Origin of the sequence: Exiguobacterium oxidotolerans JCM 12280 (assembly GCF_000702625.1) — a bacterium.
Classification (GTDB): domain Bacteria; phylum Bacillota; class Bacilli; order Exiguobacteriales; family Exiguobacteriaceae; genus Exiguobacterium_A; species Exiguobacterium_A oxidotolerans.
This window is the reverse complement of the sequence record NZ_JNIS01000001.1, coordinates 323942-344304: the sequence shown is the minus strand read 5'-3', so window position 1 is coordinate 344304 and position 20363 is coordinate 323942. Positions and strand designations below refer to the sequence as shown.

19 protein-coding genes are annotated in these 20363 nt (G+C 45.4%); 17 read left to right on the top strand and 2 right to left on the bottom strand.

All coding sequences use genetic code 11. The annotated features are described in order from the left end of the window. Positions 1 to 45: 45 nt before the first annotated feature. The 7 genes from P403_RS0101865 (at position 46) to P403_RS0101835 (ending at position 9241) form a co-directional block, all read left to right on the top strand. Positions 46 to 2214, top strand: a complete 2169-nt coding sequence (locus tag P403_RS0101865; protein ID WP_029330714.1) for a DNA translocase FtsK — start codon at positions 46 to 48, stop codon at positions 2212 to 2214. Positions 2215 to 2460: 246 nt separating this feature from the next. Then, positions 2461 to 3477: a BMP family lipoprotein gene (locus P403_RS0101860; protein ID WP_029330712.1), complete on the top strand. Its 1017-nt coding sequence runs from the start codon at positions 2461 to 2463 to the stop codon at positions 3475 to 3477. Between the two features lie 222 nt (positions 3478 to 3699). Continuing rightward, a complete protein-coding gene (locus tag P403_RS0101855) occupies positions 3700 to 4419 on the top strand; it encodes a GntR family transcriptional regulator (RefSeq protein ID WP_029330710.1) in 720 nt (239 codons plus the stop codon). Positions 4420 to 4546: 127 nt separating this feature from the next. Beyond that, positions 4547 to 5614 carry a BMP family lipoprotein gene (locus tag P403_RS0101850; RefSeq protein WP_029330708.1) on the top strand — a complete coding sequence of 356 codons (1068 nt, stop codon included), beginning with the start codon at positions 4547 to 4549 and terminating at the stop codon, positions 5612 to 5614. Positions 5615 to 5682: 68 nt separating this feature from the next. After that, positions 5683 to 7212, top strand: coding sequence for an ABC transporter ATP-binding protein (locus tag P403_RS0101845; RefSeq protein WP_029330706.1), 1530 nt, complete (start codon positions 5683 to 5685; stop codon positions 7210 to 7212). Further along, positions 7209 to 8282 (top strand): ABC transporter permease, encoded by a 1074-nt coding sequence (locus tag P403_RS0101840; RefSeq protein WP_029330704.1) that lies wholly within the window; start codon positions 7209 to 7211, stop codon positions 8280 to 8282. Before P403_RS0101845 ends, P403_RS0101840 begins: the two co-directional genes overlap by 4 nt. Next, the gene (locus P403_RS0101835; protein WP_029330703.1) at positions 8282 to 9241 is read left to right on the top strand and encodes an ABC transporter permease; all 960 of its coding nucleotides are present in this window, start codon (positions 8282 to 8284) and stop codon (positions 9239 to 9241) included. The genes P403_RS0101840 and P403_RS0101835 overlap by 1 nt, the downstream gene beginning before the upstream one ends. A gap of 126 nt (positions 9242 to 9367) precedes the next feature. Here P403_RS0101835 and P403_RS0101830 read toward each other — a convergent pair whose 3' ends face one another. Further along, positions 9368 to 9616 carry a ferredoxin gene (locus P403_RS0101830; RefSeq protein WP_012370689.1) on the bottom strand — a complete coding sequence of 83 codons (249 nt, stop codon included), beginning with the start codon at positions 9614 to 9616 and terminating at the stop codon, positions 9368 to 9370. Positions 9617 to 9890: 274 nt separating this feature from the next. Between P403_RS0101830 and P403_RS0101825 the strand changes: the two genes are divergently transcribed. The 8 genes from P403_RS0101825 (at position 9891) to P403_RS0101790 (ending at position 17805) form a co-directional block, all read left to right on the top strand. Further along, positions 9891 to 10907, top strand: coding sequence for a YpbB family protein (locus tag P403_RS0101825; protein WP_029330699.1), 1017 nt, complete (start codon positions 9891 to 9893; stop codon positions 10905 to 10907). Beyond that, complete coding sequence (locus tag P403_RS0101820) at positions 10907 to 12337, top strand: RecQ family ATP-dependent DNA helicase (RefSeq protein ID WP_235195159.1); 1431 nt, start codon at positions 10907 to 10909, stop codon at positions 12335 to 12337. The genes P403_RS0101825 and P403_RS0101820 overlap by 1 nt, the downstream gene beginning before the upstream one ends. A 37-nt stretch (positions 12338 to 12374) precedes the next feature. Beyond that, entirely contained in the window at positions 12375 to 12569 is a 195-nt protein-coding gene (locus P403_RS0101815) for a hypothetical protein (RefSeq protein ID WP_029330697.1), read from the top strand. Positions 12570 to 12640: 71 nt separating this feature from the next. Beyond that, positions 12641 to 13525 carry a MerR family transcriptional regulator gene (locus P403_RS0101810; protein WP_029330695.1) on the top strand — a complete coding sequence of 295 codons (885 nt, stop codon included), beginning with the start codon at positions 12641 to 12643 and terminating at the stop codon, positions 13523 to 13525. 59 nt (positions 13526 to 13584) lie between these two features. Then, positions 13585 to 14175 carry an adaptor protein MecA gene (locus P403_RS0101805; RefSeq protein ID WP_029330694.1) on the top strand — a complete coding sequence of 197 codons (591 nt, stop codon included), beginning with the start codon at positions 13585 to 13587 and terminating at the stop codon, positions 14173 to 14175. Between the two features lie 175 nt (positions 14176 to 14350). Continuing rightward, positions 14351 to 15295 carry a D-alanine--D-alanine ligase gene (locus tag P403_RS0101800; RefSeq protein WP_029330692.1) on the top strand — a complete coding sequence of 315 codons (945 nt, stop codon included), beginning with the start codon at positions 14351 to 14353 and terminating at the stop codon, positions 15293 to 15295. A 134-nt stretch (positions 15296 to 15429) separates the two neighbouring features. Beyond that, positions 15430 to 16695: a Glu/Leu/Phe/Val family dehydrogenase gene (locus tag P403_RS0101795; protein WP_029330690.1), complete on the top strand. Its 1266-nt coding sequence runs from the start codon at positions 15430 to 15432 to the stop codon at positions 16693 to 16695. 117 nt (positions 16696 to 16812) lie between these two features. Then, positions 16813 to 17805 carry a YpdA family putative bacillithiol disulfide reductase gene (locus tag P403_RS0101790; RefSeq protein ID WP_029330688.1) on the top strand — a complete coding sequence of 331 codons (993 nt, stop codon included), beginning with the start codon at positions 16813 to 16815 and terminating at the stop codon, positions 17803 to 17805. Between the two features lie 71 nt (positions 17806 to 17876). On the opposite strand, the gene P403_RS0101785 is transcribed toward P403_RS0101790, so the two are convergent. Then, positions 17877 to 18842 carry an asparaginase gene (locus P403_RS0101785; protein ID WP_029330686.1) on the bottom strand — a complete coding sequence of 322 codons (966 nt, stop codon included), beginning with the start codon at positions 18840 to 18842 and terminating at the stop codon, positions 17877 to 17879. Positions 18843 to 18999: 157 nt separating this feature from the next. Between P403_RS0101785 and prsW the strand changes: the two genes are divergently transcribed. After that, a complete protein-coding gene (gene prsW, locus P403_RS0101780) occupies positions 19000 to 19659 on the top strand; it encodes a glutamic-type intramembrane protease PrsW (RefSeq protein WP_029330685.1) in 660 nt (219 codons plus the stop codon). A gap of 25 nt (positions 19660 to 19684) precedes the next feature. Then, positions 19685 to 20341 carry a flagellar brake protein gene (locus P403_RS0101775; RefSeq protein ID WP_029330683.1) on the top strand — a complete coding sequence of 219 codons (657 nt, stop codon included), beginning with the start codon at positions 19685 to 19687 and terminating at the stop codon, positions 20339 to 20341. Positions 20342 to 20363: the final 22 nt, after the last annotated feature.

Sequence of the window (20363 nt, the reverse complement as noted above, 5' to 3'; positions counted from 1 at the left end):
AATTCCTGGTCAGCTGAGTCGTTTTTTTATCAGGAGGTAGTATAGATGGCGACGACAAAAAAGAAGCCTGTTCGCAAACAAACGACGGCACGGAAACGACCGCCGGCTAAAAAACAACGTCCTCCGATTCAATATCGTACATATGTAGGTGTCTTCGCTGTTTTGTTATTACTAGCCTATCTTCTTGCATTAGGAGAATTTGGACGAGTCGGTGAGAAGCTCGCCGAGTTCGCTTTTGATACGGTCGGTCAATTCGGATCGTTGCTTTATGGCTTGTCAGGGAGTGTGCTCCTCTTGTTCCTCTCGCAACTCGAGCGACAAAAAAAATGGGCAATCAGTTTGCTCGCAGCCGGTCTTTTAATTTGGATTGATTTAATATTAGGAGAGCCGAGGGGGACATTGAATGCTTGGCTCTATCAAGGATCGGCCTATTACATTTCGAGTTTTGGTGCCTTCTTGATTGGGTTGTTTTTAATTGGCACAAGTGTGCACCTGCTTCATCCGTTATTCTTCAGTGAACTGGCGCATGGAATGCTCGAGCGGGTGGAAGCGTTTCGAAATCGTGAGCGGTCTTTACCTGAACGCAAGGAGCGTCCGGTCAAAGAGGCTAAAAAACTAAAAGAACGTAAACCACTCGAACGGCAAGCAAAACCAGCAACGGCTAAACAGGAGACTACTGTGCCGTCACTTCCGGAAAACGAACCAGAAGATGCAGTAGAGAGTATTCAAGACGTCCCAATCATCGGGTTCGCGGACCATGTCGAACCGCAGGCGACTGAACTACAAGGTCCGTTGACGATGACTGAAACACCGGATGGATATCAATTGCCTTCTCTTGAATTATTGATGGAGCCGACATCAAAAGATTTATCAGGAGAGAACAAACGTCTCAAGGACAATGCAACGAAATTGATTGCGACCTTAAAGTCGTTTGGGATTGGGGCAAAGGTCTTAAAAATTCATTTAGGTCCAAGTGTCACGAAGTATGAAATTGAACCGCATCAAGGGATTAAGCTCAGTCGGATCACGGGACTCGCAGATGACCTGGCGCTCGCGCTCGCTGCGAAGGACATTCGAATCGAAGCACCGATTCCGGGAAAGGCAGCGGTCGGGATCGAGGTGCCGAATCGTGAAGTGGCGATGGTCTCACTTCGGGAAGTCCTCGGAGCAGAAAGCGTTCAAGCCGATCCAGATCGATTACTTGTCGCCCTTGGACGGAGTATCTCGGGAGAGACCGTGACGGCGAAGTTAAACAAAATGCCACACGTGTTAGTCGCAGGATCGACGGGATCCGGAAAGTCAGTCTGTATCAATGGGATGATCGTCTCGATATTGATGCGGGCACGGCCGGATGAAGTCCGCTTGATGATGATCGATCCGAAAATGGTTGAGTTGAATGTCTACAATGGCATTCCGCATCTTCTCGCACCCGTCGTCACCGACCCGAAAAAAGCGGCGCAAGCCTTAAAACAAGTCGTTTCAGAGATGGAACGGCGGTATGAAATCTTCAGTCAGAACGGCGCCCGCAACATCGAAGGCTACAATGCATTGATTGATAAGATGAATGCGGAAGAGAAAGTCCATCAACGCCTACCTTACATCGTCGTCATTGTCGATGAGTTAGCAGATTTGATGATGGTCGCTTCAAACGAAGTCGAAGATGCCATCATGCGTCTTGCTCAGATGGCACGAGCGGCAGGAATTCATATGGTGATTGCGACACAACGGCCGAGTGTCGATATCATCACGGGTGTCATCAAAGCGAACATACCGTCCCGGATTGCTTTCAGCGTATCGAGTGGAACGGATTCTCGCACCATCCTCGATACGAGCGGGGCAGATAAGCTACTCGGACGAGGGGACATGCTACTCCTTGGAAATGGGATGAATAAACCCGTTCGTGTCCAAGGGGCGTTCTTATCGGACGAAGAGGTTGAAAAGGTCGTCAACCACGTCATCAGTCAACAAAAAGCACAGTACGTGGAAGCGATGATTCCAAAAGATGTTCCTGAGGGTGAATCTGACGTCGACGATCCGTTATATGACGAGGTTGTTCAGTTCATCTTGACGCAAGATACAGCCTCGACGTCAATGATACAGCGGAAGTATCGGATTGGTTATAATCGCGCTGCACGACTGATCGATGCATTAGAAGAGAATGGCCTCGTCGGTCCGTCAGAAGGATCGAAACCACGCCGCGTCATCGGACGTTAAGTAATAATAGAGAACCAGCGTTCACATAGTGAGCGTTGGTTTTCTTTACGTGTAAGAAAATATTAAAAAAAGTCTAAATGAGAACGATTTCAGAAAAATAGTTGTCAGACGTCTGTTGATTTTATACGTATGTTTTGTCATACTCAGTCATATGAGTTGGCCTACCTCTCACAGAGGTAAGTGAGCGACTTTTACACAAATAGATAATGAAAGCGCTCACATAAATGGAAGAGGAGATGAATGACAATGAAGAAAAAACAAGTACTTGTGTCAGCAATGACGGTAGCAACAGTAGGGCTCGCAGCATGTGGAGGTTCAGACGACAGTGCAAAGGGAAACAAGGACGAGTTTTCTGTCGCAATGGTTGCCGATAAAGGCGGAATCGATGATAAATCGTTTAACCAGTCGGCGTGGGAAGGTCTGCAAGCGTATGGAAAAGAAAACGACCTTCAGAAAAACGAGGGTTACTCGTACCTTCAATCAAAATCGCAACAAGATTACCAACCGAACTTATCGCGTCTTGCACGAGCGGGGGAAGATTTGATTTTTGGGATTGGGAATACCTTTAATGAAGATATCAAAACAGTTGCCGATCAGTTTAAAGACACACAGTTTACAATCATCGATAACGTCGTTGAAGGAGACAACGTGACATCGATTACGTTTAAAGAAAACGAAGGTGCCTATCTTGCGGGAATCGTTGCCGCGATGGAAACGAAAACAGATCACATCGGGTTTGTCGGTGGAATGAAGATGGATGTAATCGAACGCTTCCGGGCAGGCTTTGAAGCGGGTGCAAAATCCGTTAATCCGAACATCAAAGTCGACGTACAGTACGCAGAAGATTTCGCTGCACCTGAAAAAGGACAAGCAATCGCAGCAGGCATGTATGGTAAAGGGGCAGATATTATTTTCCCGGCAGCCGGTGGAACAGGAAACGGCGTCTTCACAGAAGCGAAAAATCGGAAGAAAAATGGAGAAGAAGTTGCTGTCATCGGTGTCGATCGTGACCAACAAGAAGAAGGCATGCCAGAAGATGTCACGTTGACATCTGTTATCAAGCGAGTTGACTTAGCTGTCAAAGATACAGCGAATGAAGCGAAAGCTGGAAAACTCACAGGTGGAGAGACGATTCGTTACGGTTTGAAAGAGCAAGGCGTTGACATCATCGAGTCAGAAAAAATCTCGAAAAAGACACTCGACATGCTCGAACAAGCGAAAGAAGAAGTCATTTCAGGTAAAACAGAAGTACCTGAACAATAAGCGTCAAAGGAAGAGCGGGCATTCTTAGGTAGAACGCCCTATTTTCTTCCAGCAATAGATACGTTATGAAAAGGGTTACAAAAGCGCCAGAAGTCAGACTTCTAACCTGTTACAAAATGATTGCAGGATTGTGTTCGACGTCATATACTTATCTTGGCTGGAGTTCTCATACGTCAGAAGTCTGAGCACTGGTTACAACTAGATAGAGGATGGAGATGCGTCATGTCGATTAAATTAGATCATCGTTTGCTTTACTTACGAGTGATTGAAAAGATTAAGTCTGACATCGATGACGGCGTTTACAAGGAAGGCGAGAAACTACCTTCAGAGTTTGAACTTTCAAAGCAACTTGGCGTTAGTCGAGCGACTCTTCGGGAGGCTTTACGAATTCTTGAAGATGAGAACATCGTCATCCGTAAACACGGTGTCGGTACGTTTATCAATGCAAGACCACCATTCACGTCGGGGATCGAAGAATTGTACAGTGTGACGGAGATGATTGCGCGCGCTGGGATGATTCCAACGTCTGAAGTCTTATCTTCAGAAATGGTCCAACCGACAGAACGTGACCGAGAACGTTTCCAACTTGGTCCGGATGAACTGGTTTATCGAATCGAACGAATCCGACTTGCAGGAGATGTTCCTGTTGTCTATTGCGTCGATAAGATTCCAAGCCATTATATTAAAAATGAAGAACAGTTTACGTCTTCGACTTCACTGTTCGACGCACTAGAAAAAGAACTAGGTCGTCGGGTCACACATGCGGTGACGCATATCGAACCTCGAATCGATCCGAAAATCGCTGAACAATTACATACGGACCAACCCTTGCTCGCGTTGCGACAAACGCATTATGATGAGCTCGACCGATCCGTTCTTTATTCAGCGAACTATTTCCGTGCGGATAAGTTTGATTTCCATGTCATCCGTAAACGTGTATAATCGATTGTTCTAGGAGTTTTACTGAAAGCGCTTCCGCCAACCTACGTAACGCTCCTCATCACCAGCCTCAGGTGCTTGACGTAGTCAGGAACTTTGTATGACCATATTCGAAAGGGGATTATTTCAGATGAAAAAGAAGTCACTTCTCGCATTAGCAGCAACAGGTTTAGCAATGAGTTCGGTACTCGCAGCATGTGGTAGCAACGATGATTCTAAAGATTCAGGAAGCGGCGAAAAAGACGGCTTCAAAGTAGGTATGGTCACAGATACAGGCGGTGTTGATGATAAATCATTCAACCAATCTGCGTGGGAAGGCATTCAGAAGTTCGGTAAAGATAACGATTTGGAAGAAGGAACTGGTTACAAGTACCTTCAATCAGCAAAACAATCGGATTATCAACCGAACTTACAACAATTAGCACGTGCGAACTACGACTTGATTCTCGGAATCGGGTTCTTGATGGCAGAAGATATCGGTAAAGTAGCGGATCAGTTTGACGACAAGAACTTTGCACTCGTCGATATGGTCGTTGATAAGCCGAACGTCGCGTCAATCGTCTTCAAGGAAAACGAAGGTTCGTTCCTCGTTGGTGTCGTCGCGGGTCTTACTACGAAAACAGATAAAGTCGGATTCGTCGGTGGCGTAAACTCAGACTTAATCAAAAAGTTTGAAAGTGGATTTAAAGCAGGCGTCATGGCTGTCAACCCAGATGCAAAAGTTGAAGTTCAATATGCAGAAGATTTCAATGCTGCTGAAAAAGGACAAGCAATCGCTTCAGGGATGTATGGCAAGAAAGTTGACGTGATTTATCACGCAGCTGGCGGTACAGGACAAGGTGTCTTCACAGAAGCGAAAAACCGTAAGAAAAACGGTGAAGATGTTTGGGTCATCGGTGTTGACCGTGACCAAGTCGAAGAAGGTATGCCAGAAAACGTGACATTGACGTCAATGGTTAAGCGTGTTGATACAGCAGTTGAACAAGTTGCGAAAGATACGAAAGATGGCAACTTCCCAGCAGGTAAAGTCGTAGAATTCGGTCTTAAAGATGGCGGCGTCGATATCGCACCTTCACAAGACAACATTGAAAAAGACGTCTTGACGAAAGTCGAAGACTACAAAAAACAAATCATCGATGGAAAGATCACAGTTCCAGCAACTGACGATGAGTATAAAGAGTACGAAGCATCACTTTAATAAAATGGAAGCGGGGGTCGCTAGCATTGCGGCCTCCCCTTTTAAACTAAACATGGGAGTGGATTTTCTTGGAATACGTCATTGAGATGCTAAACATACGAAAAGAGTTTGGCAGTTTCGTCGCAAATGATAATATCACGCTCCAGCTTCGGAAAGGTGAGATTCACGCTTTACTTGGTGAAAACGGTGCCGGAAAATCGACGCTGATGAACGTCTTATTTGGTTTGTATCAGCCTGAGGCTGGAGAAATTCGTGTACGCGGTGAAAAAGTTAATATTACGAGTCCGAACGTCGCGAATGATCTTGGAATCGGCATGGTGCATCAACACTTCATGCTCGTTCAAAATTTCACCGTCACGGAAAACATCATTTTAGGTGCAGAACCGAAATCTGGTCTCAAAATCGACCGCGCAACTGCCCGGGAGAAAGTACGCCAAATTTCGGAGCAGTATGGTCTTGCGGTAGATCCAGATGCAAAAATTGAAGATATTTCAGTCGGGATGCAACAACGTGTCGAAATTCTAAAGACGCTGTATCGTGGAGCTGACATTCTCATCTTCGATGAACCATCGGCTGTATTGACGCCTCAGGAAATCAAAGAATTGATTCAAATCATGAATCGGTTGATTGCTGAAGGTAAGTCGATCATCTTGATCACACATAAATTGAAGGAAATCATGGAAGTGGCAGATCGCTGTACGACGATACGTCGTGGTAAGTACATTGGTACGGTTGATATCGATGAAACGATGACACAGTCGAGACTCGCTGAAATGATGGTTGGCCGTGAAGTAAACTTTGATGCGGAGTATTCCAAGGCAAATCCACAAGAACTCGTTCTCGATATAAAAAACCTCGTCGTTAAAGACGGTCGTGGGATTAAAGCGGTCGACGGACTGAACTTAGATGTTCGAGCTGGCGAAATCGTCGGGATTGCAGGGATTGATGGGAATGGTCAAACTGAATTGATTGAAGCAATCACAGGATTAAGAAGAGCCGAAAGCGGAGAAGTATTCTTAAACAACAAATCGATCAAAAACTTGAAGCCGCGGAAAGTGACGGAAGCGGGCATCGGTCATATTCCTCAAGACCGTCATAAACATGGACTCGTTCTTGATTATTCAATCGGTCATAACATGGTCTTACAAACGTACTATCAAAAACCGTATTCAAAAGCAGGCATCATGAACTATAAGCAGGTCATGGAAAAAGCTCAAACGTTAATTGAGAAGTTCGACGTCCGAACTCCAAGTCCTGAAACATTTGCGCGCGCCTTATCGGGCGGGAACCAGCAAAAAGCCATCATCGCGCGTGAAGTCGATCGTTCACCTGACTTATTAATTGCTGCGCAACCAACACGTGGACTCGATGTAGGTGCAATTGAATTCATTCATGAGCAGCTAGTACTGGAACGGGAAAAAGGACGCGCTGTCCTCTTGATTTCGTTTGAACTCGAAGAAATTTTACAAGTCTCAGACCGCATTGCCGTACTGTATGAAGGACGGACAGTAGCCTTTCTCGATCCTAAGGAGACGAATGAAATTGAACTCGGCTTCCTGATGGCTGGCGGTAAGAAAGAGGAGGTAGGTCGTTCATGAAACTCGAACGTTTTTATGGAATTCTGATTCCAATCTTGTCAATCATCCTCGGGATGGTGGTTGGTGCCATCGTCATGGTGATTGGTGGTTATGATCCAATCGCTGGATTTGATCAACTGTTTTACGGAATCTTTGGTGAACCGTATAGTATCGGGGAAACATTGCGTGCCGCAGCACCATTGATTTTTGCGGGTCTCGCCGTCGCCTTTGCCTTTCGAACGGGATTATTTAACATCGGGGTTGAAGGTCAAGTTTTAGTCGGTTGGATGGTCGCGGTCTGGATCGGGATTTCTTTCGATCTCCCGACAGCAATCCACTTGCCACTCGCGTTAATCGGAGCGGGTTTAGCGGGTGCACTATGGGCTGCGGTTCCAGGTATTTTAAAAGCGCGTTTCCATGTCCATGAAGTTATCACGTCAATCATGATGAACTACATCGCGTTGTATGTGACGAATGATATTTTACGTCATGTCATCGGAATCAAAAACGAACGGACAGATTCAGTCAAAGAAACGGCTTCGTTGGCTTCACCATTCTTGCAAGAGTTAACGGATTTTTCACGTTTGCATAATGGGATTTTCATTGCTGTCGTCGCCGCACTCGTCTTCTGGTTCATTCTTTGGAAGACGACGCTCGGTTATGAGTTACGTGCAGTTGGATTTAATAAAAGTGCTGCAGAATATGCCGGTATGGGTGTCAACAAGAACATCATTCTCTCATTCGTCATCTCTGGTGTATTCGCTGGATTTGCTGGAGCGATGGAAGGGTTAGGAACATTCCAAAACATGACGCTAAACGCATCCTTTACAGGTGTTGGATTTGACGGAATCGCCGTCGCCTTACTTGGTGCGAACAACCCGATCGGAGTCGTTCTGGCCGCATTATTATTTGCCGGACTCAATATTGGCGGACTGTCGATGCAACAAATCGGGATTCCACCAGAACTGATTAAAATCATCATCGCCTTCATCATCATCTTCGTCGCTTCCGGTTACGCGATCCGTCTCGTCATCGAAAAGCTGACGGTTAAAAGAGCAGAAGGCAAAAAAGTGAAAGGAGCCGATAAATAATGGGCTTTCTAGATGTACTTTATATTATCGTACCGATTGCGCTTGCCTATTCGGCTCCATTGATCATCGCAGCGCTCGGTGGTATTTTCAGTGAACGTTCTGGTGTCGTCAACATCGCGCTTGAAGGCTTGATGGTCATGGGAGCATTCACGGGTGTTGTTTCAGCCCTGACATTATCGAAGATGGGATTCGGCGCTGCTAGTCCATGGATCGCGATGTTAATCGCTATCGTCATCGGGGCAATCTTCGCTTTATTCCTTGCAGTGCCTGCGATTTTGTTCCGTGCCGACCAAACGGTACTTGGTGTCGCGATCAATATCTTAGCAGTTGGTCTCGCGATTTTCTTAGTCCGTGCCTTTTATGGAAAAGGACAAACAGACTCGATTCCGAACCGGATTTCGAAAGAGAATGTGCCGTTCCTATCTGATATTCCTGTTTTGAAAATGTTTTTTGCAAACGTCTACTATACCTCGTACATTGCGATCATCTTAGCAGTTGTGGCATGGTTCGTCGTCTTTAAGACACCATTCGGTCTTCGTCTCCGTTCTGTCGGAGAACATCCGATGGCAGCAGATACGATGGGGATTAACGTCACAAAGATGCGCTTTATCGGAGTCATGATTTCAGGCGGATTCGGTGGTCTTGCGGGTGCAGTTTATGCAACTTCGATTTCATTGAACTTCAGCGTGACGACGATTCTCGGGCAAGGTTTCCTTGCGATCGCCGCGATGATTTTCGGAAAATGGAATCCGCTCGGTGCAATGGCAGCTGCCTTGTTCTTCGGTTTCGCTCAAGCGATCTCGATCATCGGACAACAGTTACCATTACTCGATCAAATTCCTCAAGTCTATCTTTTGATTGCGCCTTACGTCTTAACGATTCTTGCACTTGCTGGTGTCGTCGGTCGCGCCGATGCACCGAAAGCTGTTGGTGTACCGTACATCAAAGGGAAACGATAACGATCATTCAGGTATTCTTGTTAAAAAAAGCTGTACGGCTCGACCGATTGGGTCGAACCGTACAGCTTTTTTGATGTATAGTCATAAAAAAACAGCATGGCGTGAAGCTACCATACTGTCAAATACTTATTCGTATTTTAATGCGTCGCCTTCGAATGATTCGTCTGCCACTTTAATTGAATCAGTTGGGCAACCTTCGAATGCGTCAATCATGTCATCGAACAATGCTTCCGGGATTTCTGCTGTCCCTTTGTTATCGTCTAGAATGACGTATGCTAAGCCCTCGTCATCATAGTCATAGATATCAGGTGCTGCGGCACCACAAGCGCCACAAGCGATACACGTGTCTTTATCGACAATCGTAAATTTAGCCATTTTGTATTTCTCCTCTCTATTCGAAAACATGATTGATCTAGTATTGTTCTCATCTATATGTCATTGTATCGGACTCATGCGTTCTTTTCAATGAGGAAGCGGTAGAAGTATTCAAACAAAGTAACAGGATGCGATGGAAATAGTCGAGTAAGACGCAATAGGTGCGTTAATCTAAGAAAGAGGTTTGGAAAGGTCAAGCTAATTATGCTATACATATAAACGAATGAAGACGATACTTTAAATATAATCAAACCGATTGAAGGGAGGGGAGTGGATGAAATTGACTGTCGTCAATCAAGTTTTGTTAGAAACCATTAGTCGCCTCCGGGGTGAACGGACAGATCGTAGCCTCTTTCATATCCTTCAAGGAAAACGTTCGGCAACATCACTCCAAGATGCACACTTCTATGAATTAGAAACTGTTTTTGGGATGTTGCCCTTTCGACGAGAAACATTCGATCGGCTATTGCTTGAGCTGGAACAGCAGGGATTCATCGAACGAGCGGAAACGTTGCGCATCACGGAGCTTGGCCAATCCTCGATTAAAGTGCCGTTTTTAATCGATGACATGGGCGGTGAATTGCGTGGATTTTCAGTTGTTTTATGGAAACGCTTAAGCCTTTTGATTCAAACCGTCGTTTGTCTCGAGCAAAAACGATTTTTCGTACCGGTTCAGCAAGACGTCGCGATAAAGGACTGGGTCCGGCGATACATCAAAGGGATGCCGCAGCGTACGCAATGGATTGACCAGGTGTACCAAGAATTACGAGAGGCGTTGCGTCAGTTGTCGGTAAAAGAAGCAACGCTCATCAGCTACCGCTTGTCGGGGTTGAAAACAGGGTTGTCTTACCCGCAACTTGTAGAGAAACTTGACAGTGACGTCTTGTCGCTTCGTTTGGAATTTATGATGGCTTGGCGAAAATGTCTGCGTCACTTGGATGAAGCAGGACTGATTTTACGTCTTGGTGAAGATATTGATCAATCGAAGATGACACAATCAGCACAGAAAACATGGGACATGTTACGTAACGGATTTGCTTTGAATGAAATCTCCGAGCGGCGGCGCCTGAAGAAGAGCACGATGGAAGATCACCTCGTCGAAATTGCGATGTACAGTGACGTATTCCCGCGGAGCCAATTCTTATCGGATGCACAATTTAAAGAAGTGATTGAAGTAGCAAATCGAAACGAGACATTTTCGTTGAAACGAATTAAAGGTGAATTGAAGCTCGAGACCGATTATTTTCAAATTCGTATCGCGTTAGCGCGAAAAAGATGGGAGGAGAGATGATGGAGACTGTCTTAAAACGTTATTTTAAGCATGACCGCTTTCGAGCAGGTCAAAAAGACATCATTGCGTCCGTTTTAGCAGGCCGCGATACGGTCGCCATCTTGCCGACCGGGGGAGGGAAGTCGATCTGTTATCAACTTCCGTCCTATTTGTTGCCAGAAGGATTGACCGTCATCCTTTCGCCGCTCTTATCGTTGATTGAAGATCAAGTCATGCAAATCAAAAGTCGCGGAGAACGTTCCGTCGCTAAGTTGACGTCGCACGAAACAAAAGACCAAAAAGAACAAATTTTACGTCACCTGAGTCAACTTCGGTATTTGTATTTGTCACCGGAACAATTGGCGATGCCGAACGTCAAACAACGGCTTCAGCAAACGAACATTAATTTATTCGTCGTGGATGAAGCGCATTGTATTTCACAATGGGGTCATGAGTTTCGCCCCGAATACGCGAAGCTAGGAATCGTCAAGAAAGAACTCGGAAACCCGACTTGTCTAGCTTTGACGGCAACAGCAACGAAACAAGTGGAACAGGATATGTTAAGAGGCTTAGAGCTATCGGACCCGACAATTATCCGGCATTCCGTCAATCGACCGGAAATTCAATTCATCGTCGAAGACGTTGAGCCTGATCAAAAAGATCATGTGCTGGCAAACTGGTTGACGAAGGTAGAGCGTCCGTGTGTCATCTATACGACGACAAGGAACGAAGCGGAGCGTGTCGCACGTTTAATCACGAAGGCGACATACTACCATGCAGGACTCGAAGCGGAGGATCGTCAATTGATCCAACAACAATTCTTACACGATGAGATTGAGTGTCTCGTCTGTACAAGTGCCTTCGGTATGGGTGTCAATAAAGGAAATGTCCGGACCGTCATTCATTACGCGATGCCGGCGACGATTGAAGCATACATGCAGGAAGTCGGTCGGGCAGGGCGAGACGGAGAGCTGTCGACAGCACTACTACTCTATGCGAAGGGGGATCACCGTCTGCAGCAGTTTTTAGTCGAAAAGCAGTATGCCCCTGTGCTTTGGATTGACCAATTGTTAGCGGGCATGGCACGTCAGGAACCGATTGAAACGATGGAACGGCGTTTAGGATTAGATGTCGAAGATCCGGCGTATCGGTTATTAAAATCGCAACTCAGTGATCGCTGGTCGCGTGAGGACATCATCGGTTGGCAAGAAGAGCGGAAAAAGATACGTTTATGTGAACTTATGCAAATGATAAATTATATTCAAAGTATAACGTGTCGACGAATGTTCATCTTGAATCATTTTGATGAGCAACCGATCGTCCAGGACCGGTGCTGTGATATTTGTGGTAATACGACAACACAATCACCGGAAAAAAGGCATACGATTGAGATTTTGGATTGGGAACAACGATTAGAAGAGGTCTTTTTTTCATCAACCGATTCAGTGTAAACTAGTACTATCCTTATTTTTAGAAAAGGTGATGAAATTGAGTAAATACGATCAACGAAAGAACCGACAAGAAGAACCGAAATCAAGCTTACCACCACGTTCTTCACGAATTGAACATGTGCGGAATGAACGGTTAAAACAACCCTTTGTCAAAAATCCGTTAGCTATCACGCTGACGATTCTTATGATTACAATCATTATCGCCTTCGTTTCCCTCGGTTTCATGATGTAAGGGCACATTGTGAACAGAGATTATTTTCCTTTACGGGTATACTGAAAAGGAGAAGGAAGGAGGCACGGTGCATGGATCGTGGGAAATATAATATCAAAGCAGTCGCTGCATTAGTAGGGCTCAACCCAACGACCATTCGTGCTTGGGAAAGGCGATATCAAGTGCTTGATCCGGACCGGAGTGAATCTGGGCATCGCATCTATAGTGATAGCGATGTCGCGAAGCTCCGCTGGATTGTAGACAAACAAAAAGAGGGACTATCTGTTTCGAAAGCGATTCAACTGTACGAAATGCCTGTCAGTCGCACGGAGCTTCCACTTGATTATGGTGTTGAACTACGTGAACAGCTGTTTGAGGCATTAACGACATTTGAGGAACGACATGCCCCTGACATCATGAATAAGGCATTCTCGATGTTTAGTTTCGATAAGGTGATTCAAGATATCGTTGGACCGTTGCTGCACGAAATCGGCTCGAAGTGGGAAAATGGTGAAATTACGATTGCGCATGAACATTTTGCGACAGCCTTTTTACGGGCCCGCCTTTCGACATTATCGTTACAAATGCCGATCAATCCTTTTTTACCGCGCATTTTATGTGTATGTGCGCCAGAAGAAGAACATGAATTGGGATTGTTATTTTTTACGCTATACTTACGCCAATCCGGCTTCGATGTGATTTTTCTTGGGGCAGGAATTCCCGTGTCAGATCTTGTGACGGTGACGAAACAATTAGTACCGCGTGCTGTCGTCCTTTCTTGTACGATTTCTGACCACCTCAGTCTTTTAGATGAAGCGCTTGTCGAACTACGACAGGCTGTACCGAACGTCGAGATTGGTCTAGGTGGTTATGCCGTCGAACAGCTCCCTGAAAAATACGCGGATCATCTCCTCGGGACGGACGATTCCTCCTGGAAAAGTTGGTTAAGTCGACTCACTCCGACAACTGGTGTATAGTGTGATTCATATTGAACGGAGAAGTTGTTTTTCTCCGGCATTGACTGGAGGAGTCTTAGATGAGGTTTGAGACATTTAAACAAGGGCATTTACGTGTGTTTATTACGAAGCAGGAACTATCCGTTCACGACGTTCGACCAGAAACACTGGCAGTTGGAAAAGGACAGGACCTATTACGTAACCTGTTAGAAGAAGCAGAATCAAATTTTGGATTTCATGCGGTCGGGACACTTGAATTTTTTGTGACATTCTTTCCGAATGACGGGATGTTAGTCGATGTACGGCGAGAAGGTGAATTACCAGAAGAAACGTTTGATGAGTTTGATCAAGTAGAAATTCGGATGACCGTCGATATCGTACATCATGTCCTGTATCAACTCGAAGAATTCGAGGACGTCATTCAAGCGAGCCACGGATTGCTTCGCCACGTTCCGATGACGGAAACGGGTGGTGCGCTATACTACTTCGAAGGGCGGTATTACTTGTATTTCGAGGAACGGATGGCAGAGGCGCTTGAACGGACGATTACGACCGTACTGTCTGAATATGGCGTACCAAGTGCGAAAAGTCCGCTCGCGATGGCGGAATACGGAAAAACACTTCAACGTGCGGATGCAATCAAAATGATTGCCGGAACATTTTCCGTGTAAATGATGATTTTTAACGAATCGGCACATACGACGATTCTTTTTAAGGCCACTGACCGGTTACTGACGGAAAGTGGTCTTTTTTCTTAGGAATCATCAGTTAACACCATTTTGTATTTTTTCGTTGAAAGAGTGATGGTATGATAAACAGTGAACGTAAGATGAAGGAGTGAAGAGTATGAGAGTGGCAGTATTGTATGGTGGGATTTCTGGAGAACGTGAGGTTTCGTTAAGTAGCGGGAAGTCCGTGATTCAAGCATTGGAGGGAAAAGGGCACGAAGTCGTTGCCATCGATTTCCATCCGGAACGTGCTGAAGAAATTTTCAATCTGGATGTTGAAGTCGCCGTCATTGCTCTTCATGGAAAATATGGAGAAGATGGTCGTGTTCAAGCATTACTAGAGTTAGCGGATATTCCGTATACTGGATCAGGTGTGTTGGCTTCCGCATTAGCGATGGATAAAGCACGGTCGAAGTTGCACTTTGAGAAGGCTGGCATTCGGATTGCGCGTGATGTCTTGATTGAACGCGGTGACGACATCGCAGATAAGGTCCGGCAGTGGGGCGGTGAATTCCCTTGTGTCGTCAAACCGGCTCAAGAAGGATCGTCAAATGGATTGACGATTGCGATGGACGACGCGATGTTACGAAGCGGAATCGAACTCGCTTTTCAGGCAGACGATGCGGTTTTGATTGAACAATTCATTAAAGGGCGAGAAGTAACCGTACCGGTGCTCGGCCAAAAAGGTGCTGAAAAAGCGTTGCCCGTCATCGAAATCATTCCTAAAAATGAATTTTATGATTATGAATCAAAATATGCAGTCGGTGGATCAGAGCATATCTGTCCTGCTGATTTTGACGAGGTGACGACACAAAAATTACAAGAGTGGGCAGTCCTCGCCCATCAAGTCCTCGGATGTTCGGGCTATTCCCGTTCTGATTTCCTGGTGCCTGAAATCGGTCATCCCGTTATTTTAGAAACCAATACGCTACCTGGTATGACAGCGACAAGTCTATTCCCGGACGGGGCACGGGCAATCGGGATTGATTATCCAGAGCTAGTCGAATCGTTTATCAATCTAGCGATTACACGTCATCAAGCGACTTCGAACAACATAAAGTAAACGAAAAAGAGTAGATGATAGAAAGCGCTTACAAATATAGTAGGAATCCCTTTCATTACACGTCGGAACAAGGTATACTTTATCCGAACAAGGAAACGGCATAGGGGATGCCACTTATGGGGAGGAACGTTGGAATGATCACTGACCAACAACATGCGAATCATCGGAAAAACGTACTTGAAGCAACACAGGAAATCGTAAAAGAAGCTCTTGAGAAGTTGGGTTACCCGGATGAAATGTATGAATTATTAAAAGAACCGTTGCGAATGTTGACGGTTCGGATTCCAGTTCGGATGGACGATGGGTCAACAAAAATCTTTACCGGCTACCGAGCGCAACACAATGATGCTGTCGGGCCGACGAAAGGTGGGATCCGTTTCCACCCGAACGTAACGGAAGTTGAAGTCAAAGCGCTATCCGTCTGGATGAGCTTGAAGGCAGGAATCGTCGATTTACCATACGGCGGTGGTAAAGGTGGGATCATTTGCGATCCACGAGAGATGAGTTTCCGGGAAATCGAGCGTCTGAGTCGCGGCTATGTCCGAGCAATCAGTCAAATCGTTGGTCCGACAAAAGATATTCCAGCACCTGATGTCTTCACGAACTCACAAATCATGGCCTGGATGATGGATGAGTACAGCCGGATTGATGAATTCAATTCACCAGGCTTCATTACAGGAAAGCCGTTAGTACTCGGTGGTTCCCACGGACGTGAGACTGCGACAGCTAAAGGGGTCGCCATCATGATTCGGGAAGCTGCTGCGAAAAAAGGGATTACATTAGAAGGAGCCCGCGTCGTCGTTCAAGGGTTTGGTAATGCAGGGAGCTTCTTATCGAAGTTCATGCATGATTTAGGGGCGAAAGTCATTGCGATCAGTGATGCGTATGGGGCGTTACATGATCCGAACGGCCTGGATATTCCGTATTTACTTGATCGTCGCGACTCGTTCGGGACGGTGACGACGCTCTTCAAAAATACGATTTCAAATAAAGAACTGCTCGAATTAGAGTGTGACATTCTTGTTCCGGCAGCGATTGAAAATCAAATCACGGAAGATAATGCGCATGACATTAAAGCGCGAATCGTCGTCGAAGCAGCCAACGGTCCGACGACGAATGAAGCGACGAAAATTCTCGCGGATCGTGAAATCTTGATTGTTCCCGATGTCTTGGCCTCAAGTGGTGGCGTAACAGTGTCTTACTTTGAATGGGTGCAAAACAACCAAGGGTATTACTGGACGGAAGAAGAAGTGCATGAAAAGCTTGAAAAAGTACTCGTGAACTCGTTTAATCAAGTGTATCAAACATCGCATACGCGAAATGTTGATATGCGCCTCGCTGCCTACATGGTAGGCGTTCGCAAAATGGCGGAAGCCTCACGTTTCCGTGGTTGGGTTTAATTTGAAAAAAGTTCACTTCTTACAGGAGTGGACTTTTTTTGTCTAATTTAAATTCTTTCTTCGTTTGCTCATGTTTGCTAAGATAAAAAAAAAGCACGTGGAAGAGGAGAAAAGATTATGCTGGATTGTCTCATCATTGGTGCAGGGCCGTGTGGGTTATCGGCAGCGATCGAGATGCAAGATCGTGGATTAGCTGTCGAAGTCATTGAAAAAGGAAATATCGTCGAAGCGATTTATCAATATCCGACGCATCAAACATTTTTTTCGAGTAGCGAAAAACTAGAAATCGGTGGTGTTCCGTTTATCAACAAGGAACTTAAGCCGAAACGCCAAGATGCACTCGTCTATTATCGTGAAGTCGTTAAACGGAAAGAAATCACGATTCGTCCGTTTGAGACGGTGGAACGAATCAGTAAACGTGTGGATGGTGAAGGGTTCGAAGTCGTATCGTCGCGAATGGAGGAGACGGTGACGCGCCAGGCACGGGCACTCGTCTTAGCGACAGGCTATTACGGATTGCCAAATAAAATGGACGTACCAGGCGAGGAATTACCGCACGTTTTTCATTATTTTAAAGAAGGTCATCCTTTCTTCGGACAAGACGTTGTCGTCATTGGTGGAAAAAATTCGAGTGTCGATGCCGCAATTGAACTTGAAAAGGCAGGTGCACATGTCACGCTGTTATACCGTGGTGAAGCGTACAGTCCGTCGATTAAGCCATGGGTCCTCCCGAACTTCGAAGCGCTCGTACGGGCCGAGAAGGTCAAGATGGTGTTTAACGCAACGATCGATTCCATCACACCGACGCACGTCCATTATAAAGAACAAGGAGAAGCGACCTCAATCAAAGCGGATTTTGTTTTTGCGATGACAGGTTACACGCCGGATGTTGGTTTGTTCGCGGATGCCGGTATCATGATTGATGGAGAAACGGGAATTCCGGACTTCAATGAGGAAACGATGGAGTCAAACGTTCCCGGCATTTATATTGCAGGTGTCGTCGCTGCAGGATATGACGCCAATAAAATATTTATCGAGAACGGTCGTTTTCATGGAGAATTGATTGCGACGAGTCTTGCGAATCGACTTGCTCGTGAAACGATGCGATAAGCGTTCTTTTCGATCGCTAAAAAAATAACCGCTTCCCGAGGAGGGAAACGGTTATTTTTATTAGTGATAGATCATTCGACTTGAAATGAAGTCTCAAGTTCAGGGTGTGTAGCCTCGATTTCGAGCTCAATCATCAATTTCAAGCGAGCTTTTTGTGAGTTCAGACCATTCGAGAAAATCAGACCAAGTTCTTTTAATTGTTGCCCTCCGCCTGCATATCCGTAGACATCTTGGACGATGCCGTTAAAGCAACGACTGACGATGACGATTGGCATTTGTTCAGTCAGCTGACGAATCGCATCCATCAGACTCGGTGGCACATTTCCTTGCCCGAGTACTTCGAGGACTAGACCATCATAACCAAGTTCACCGACAGCAACTAAAAGGTCGGGGTCCATCCCGGCGTAAACTTTTAGGACGGAGACACGTTTTGTTAGTTTCGTCACCATGTGCGTTGGTTTTAAGACAGGTGTATTGAATAAATAGACATGATCTTTCGTGACCATCCCTAAGTTACCGAAATGAACAGATTTAAAAGTATCGACAGAAGAAGTATGCGTTTTCGTGACGTTGAAAGCAGAGTGGATTTCTCCGTTAAAGACGACGAGAACCCCTTTTCCTTTAGCAGCATCACTGACGGCTACACGCAATGCCGTAATCAAATTGAACTCACCGTCTGAACCGACTTCATTTGATGAACGCATCGCACCTGTCAAGACGATTGGGATTGGAGCACCAATCGTCAACTGTAAGAAATAAGCTGTTTCTTCTAACGTATCCGTTCCGTGCGTGATGACGACGCCATCATACCCTGCCTGCAGTTCTTCTTTGATGAAGTGTGCGAGACGGAGCATGATGTCCGGTGTGATGTGTGGTGAAGGAAGGTTCGCGAAGTGGCGTGTCGTGATGTCCGCGATGTCGGTCGCACGTGGCAATGAAGCATCAAGTGGGTTGATGTCATTCGGCAGAACGTGACCGGAATGATTTTGTGCCATCGCGATCGTGCCTCCGGTATGGACTAATAGTAATTTTTTCATAAAAAGCCTCCTGTCTATTCGTTCGATAGTCAGACATTAAAAGCCGACTATTCATTTTCATCCATAATTGTACCTTTTTTTTTCGGATATACAATGGACTCGGTTTTCTTTTCCAGAAGAAACCTTTATCCTTAAGGAATAGGAAGGGGGCAAAGACGTGTTATCGATCGTTTTCTCAGGAATTGCCCCGGGAATTGCACTACTTACTTATTTTTATCTCCGCCATGAACATGAAGCTGAACCCGTTGGTTATATTTTACGGAGTTTCATTTTTGGCATTTTACTTGTGTTTTCATTGATGTTCATCGACTACGTCGTTCAGACTGAATTTGGGGGAGATGAATCGATTCGTCTGTTTCGAACGGCGATTACGGAAGAATTTGCGAAATGGTTTATTGTTTTTTATACCGTATATATCCATCAACGTTTCAATGATTATTATGATGGCATCATTTACGCGGTCGCCTGTTCGCTCGGCTTTGCGACGCTTGAGAATATTTTATATTTAATGGTCAATGGGACGGTTGAACACATGATATTCAGAGCGTTGCTTCCTGTATCGGGTCATGCACTCTTTGCTGTTCTAATGGGCTTCTTTATGGGGCGTGCAAAATTTTCGATTTACCCGAATCGTTGGCTAAGTCTGTCCTTAATCGTTCCGATGATTGCGCATAGTATGTTTAATTTGTTAATATTGGAAAATGGTGGTATTTCTTTGTTGCCCATTATTTTTATGGTGATTTTATGGGGAGTCGGCCTTTACCAAGTTAAGAGTGCGAATCGTTTGAATCATCGATACAAAAAAAATAGTAATTGAATAGAATGGATTGGGAGAGAGTGACATGATGCAAACAGGTGATTTGATAATGGTACGCAACAGTGAAGATCGACAAGGTCGGACGAAGGTCACGGCTGTGACGAACCGTTTAATCTGGATGGAAGCGCCGAGTGAGGCGGATACGCTAAAAACGTTTATTTTATCAGAAGATGAATCGATTCACGTTTACTTTTTTAAAGAAAAGGGACGGTTGTATGGCTTTGAATCGGAAATCGTCGAACGACAAAATGATCCACTTCGTGGACAACGATATGCAATCAGACGCCCGACCGACCAACAGGTTGAGCGTGTTCAACGTCGTCAGTTCGTACGTGTGCCGTTACTTTTGGACGTCGCACTTCATCCACATAAAACTAAATTCGAACCGTTCACGACGGTCTCGCTTGATTTATCAGCAGGTGGAATATTGATCTTAGCGAATCATTTACCGATTGAACTAAAAGACGAGGTTGAATTGACGTTTTTACTACCGGCCGAACATGGAGGAACCCATACACTTGACGTTTTAGGTGAGTTGGTTCGCGTCGATCGACGCGAAGAACGTTACGAACTCGCCTTTCAATTTACACAAATTCATGATCGAAGTCGTGAACTCGTCTTACGGCACTGTTATCAGGCGCAAATGAAAAATTCGCGGAGTGGCACGAATTCATTCACCTAAGTCTATTTTTTTGCTATGATAA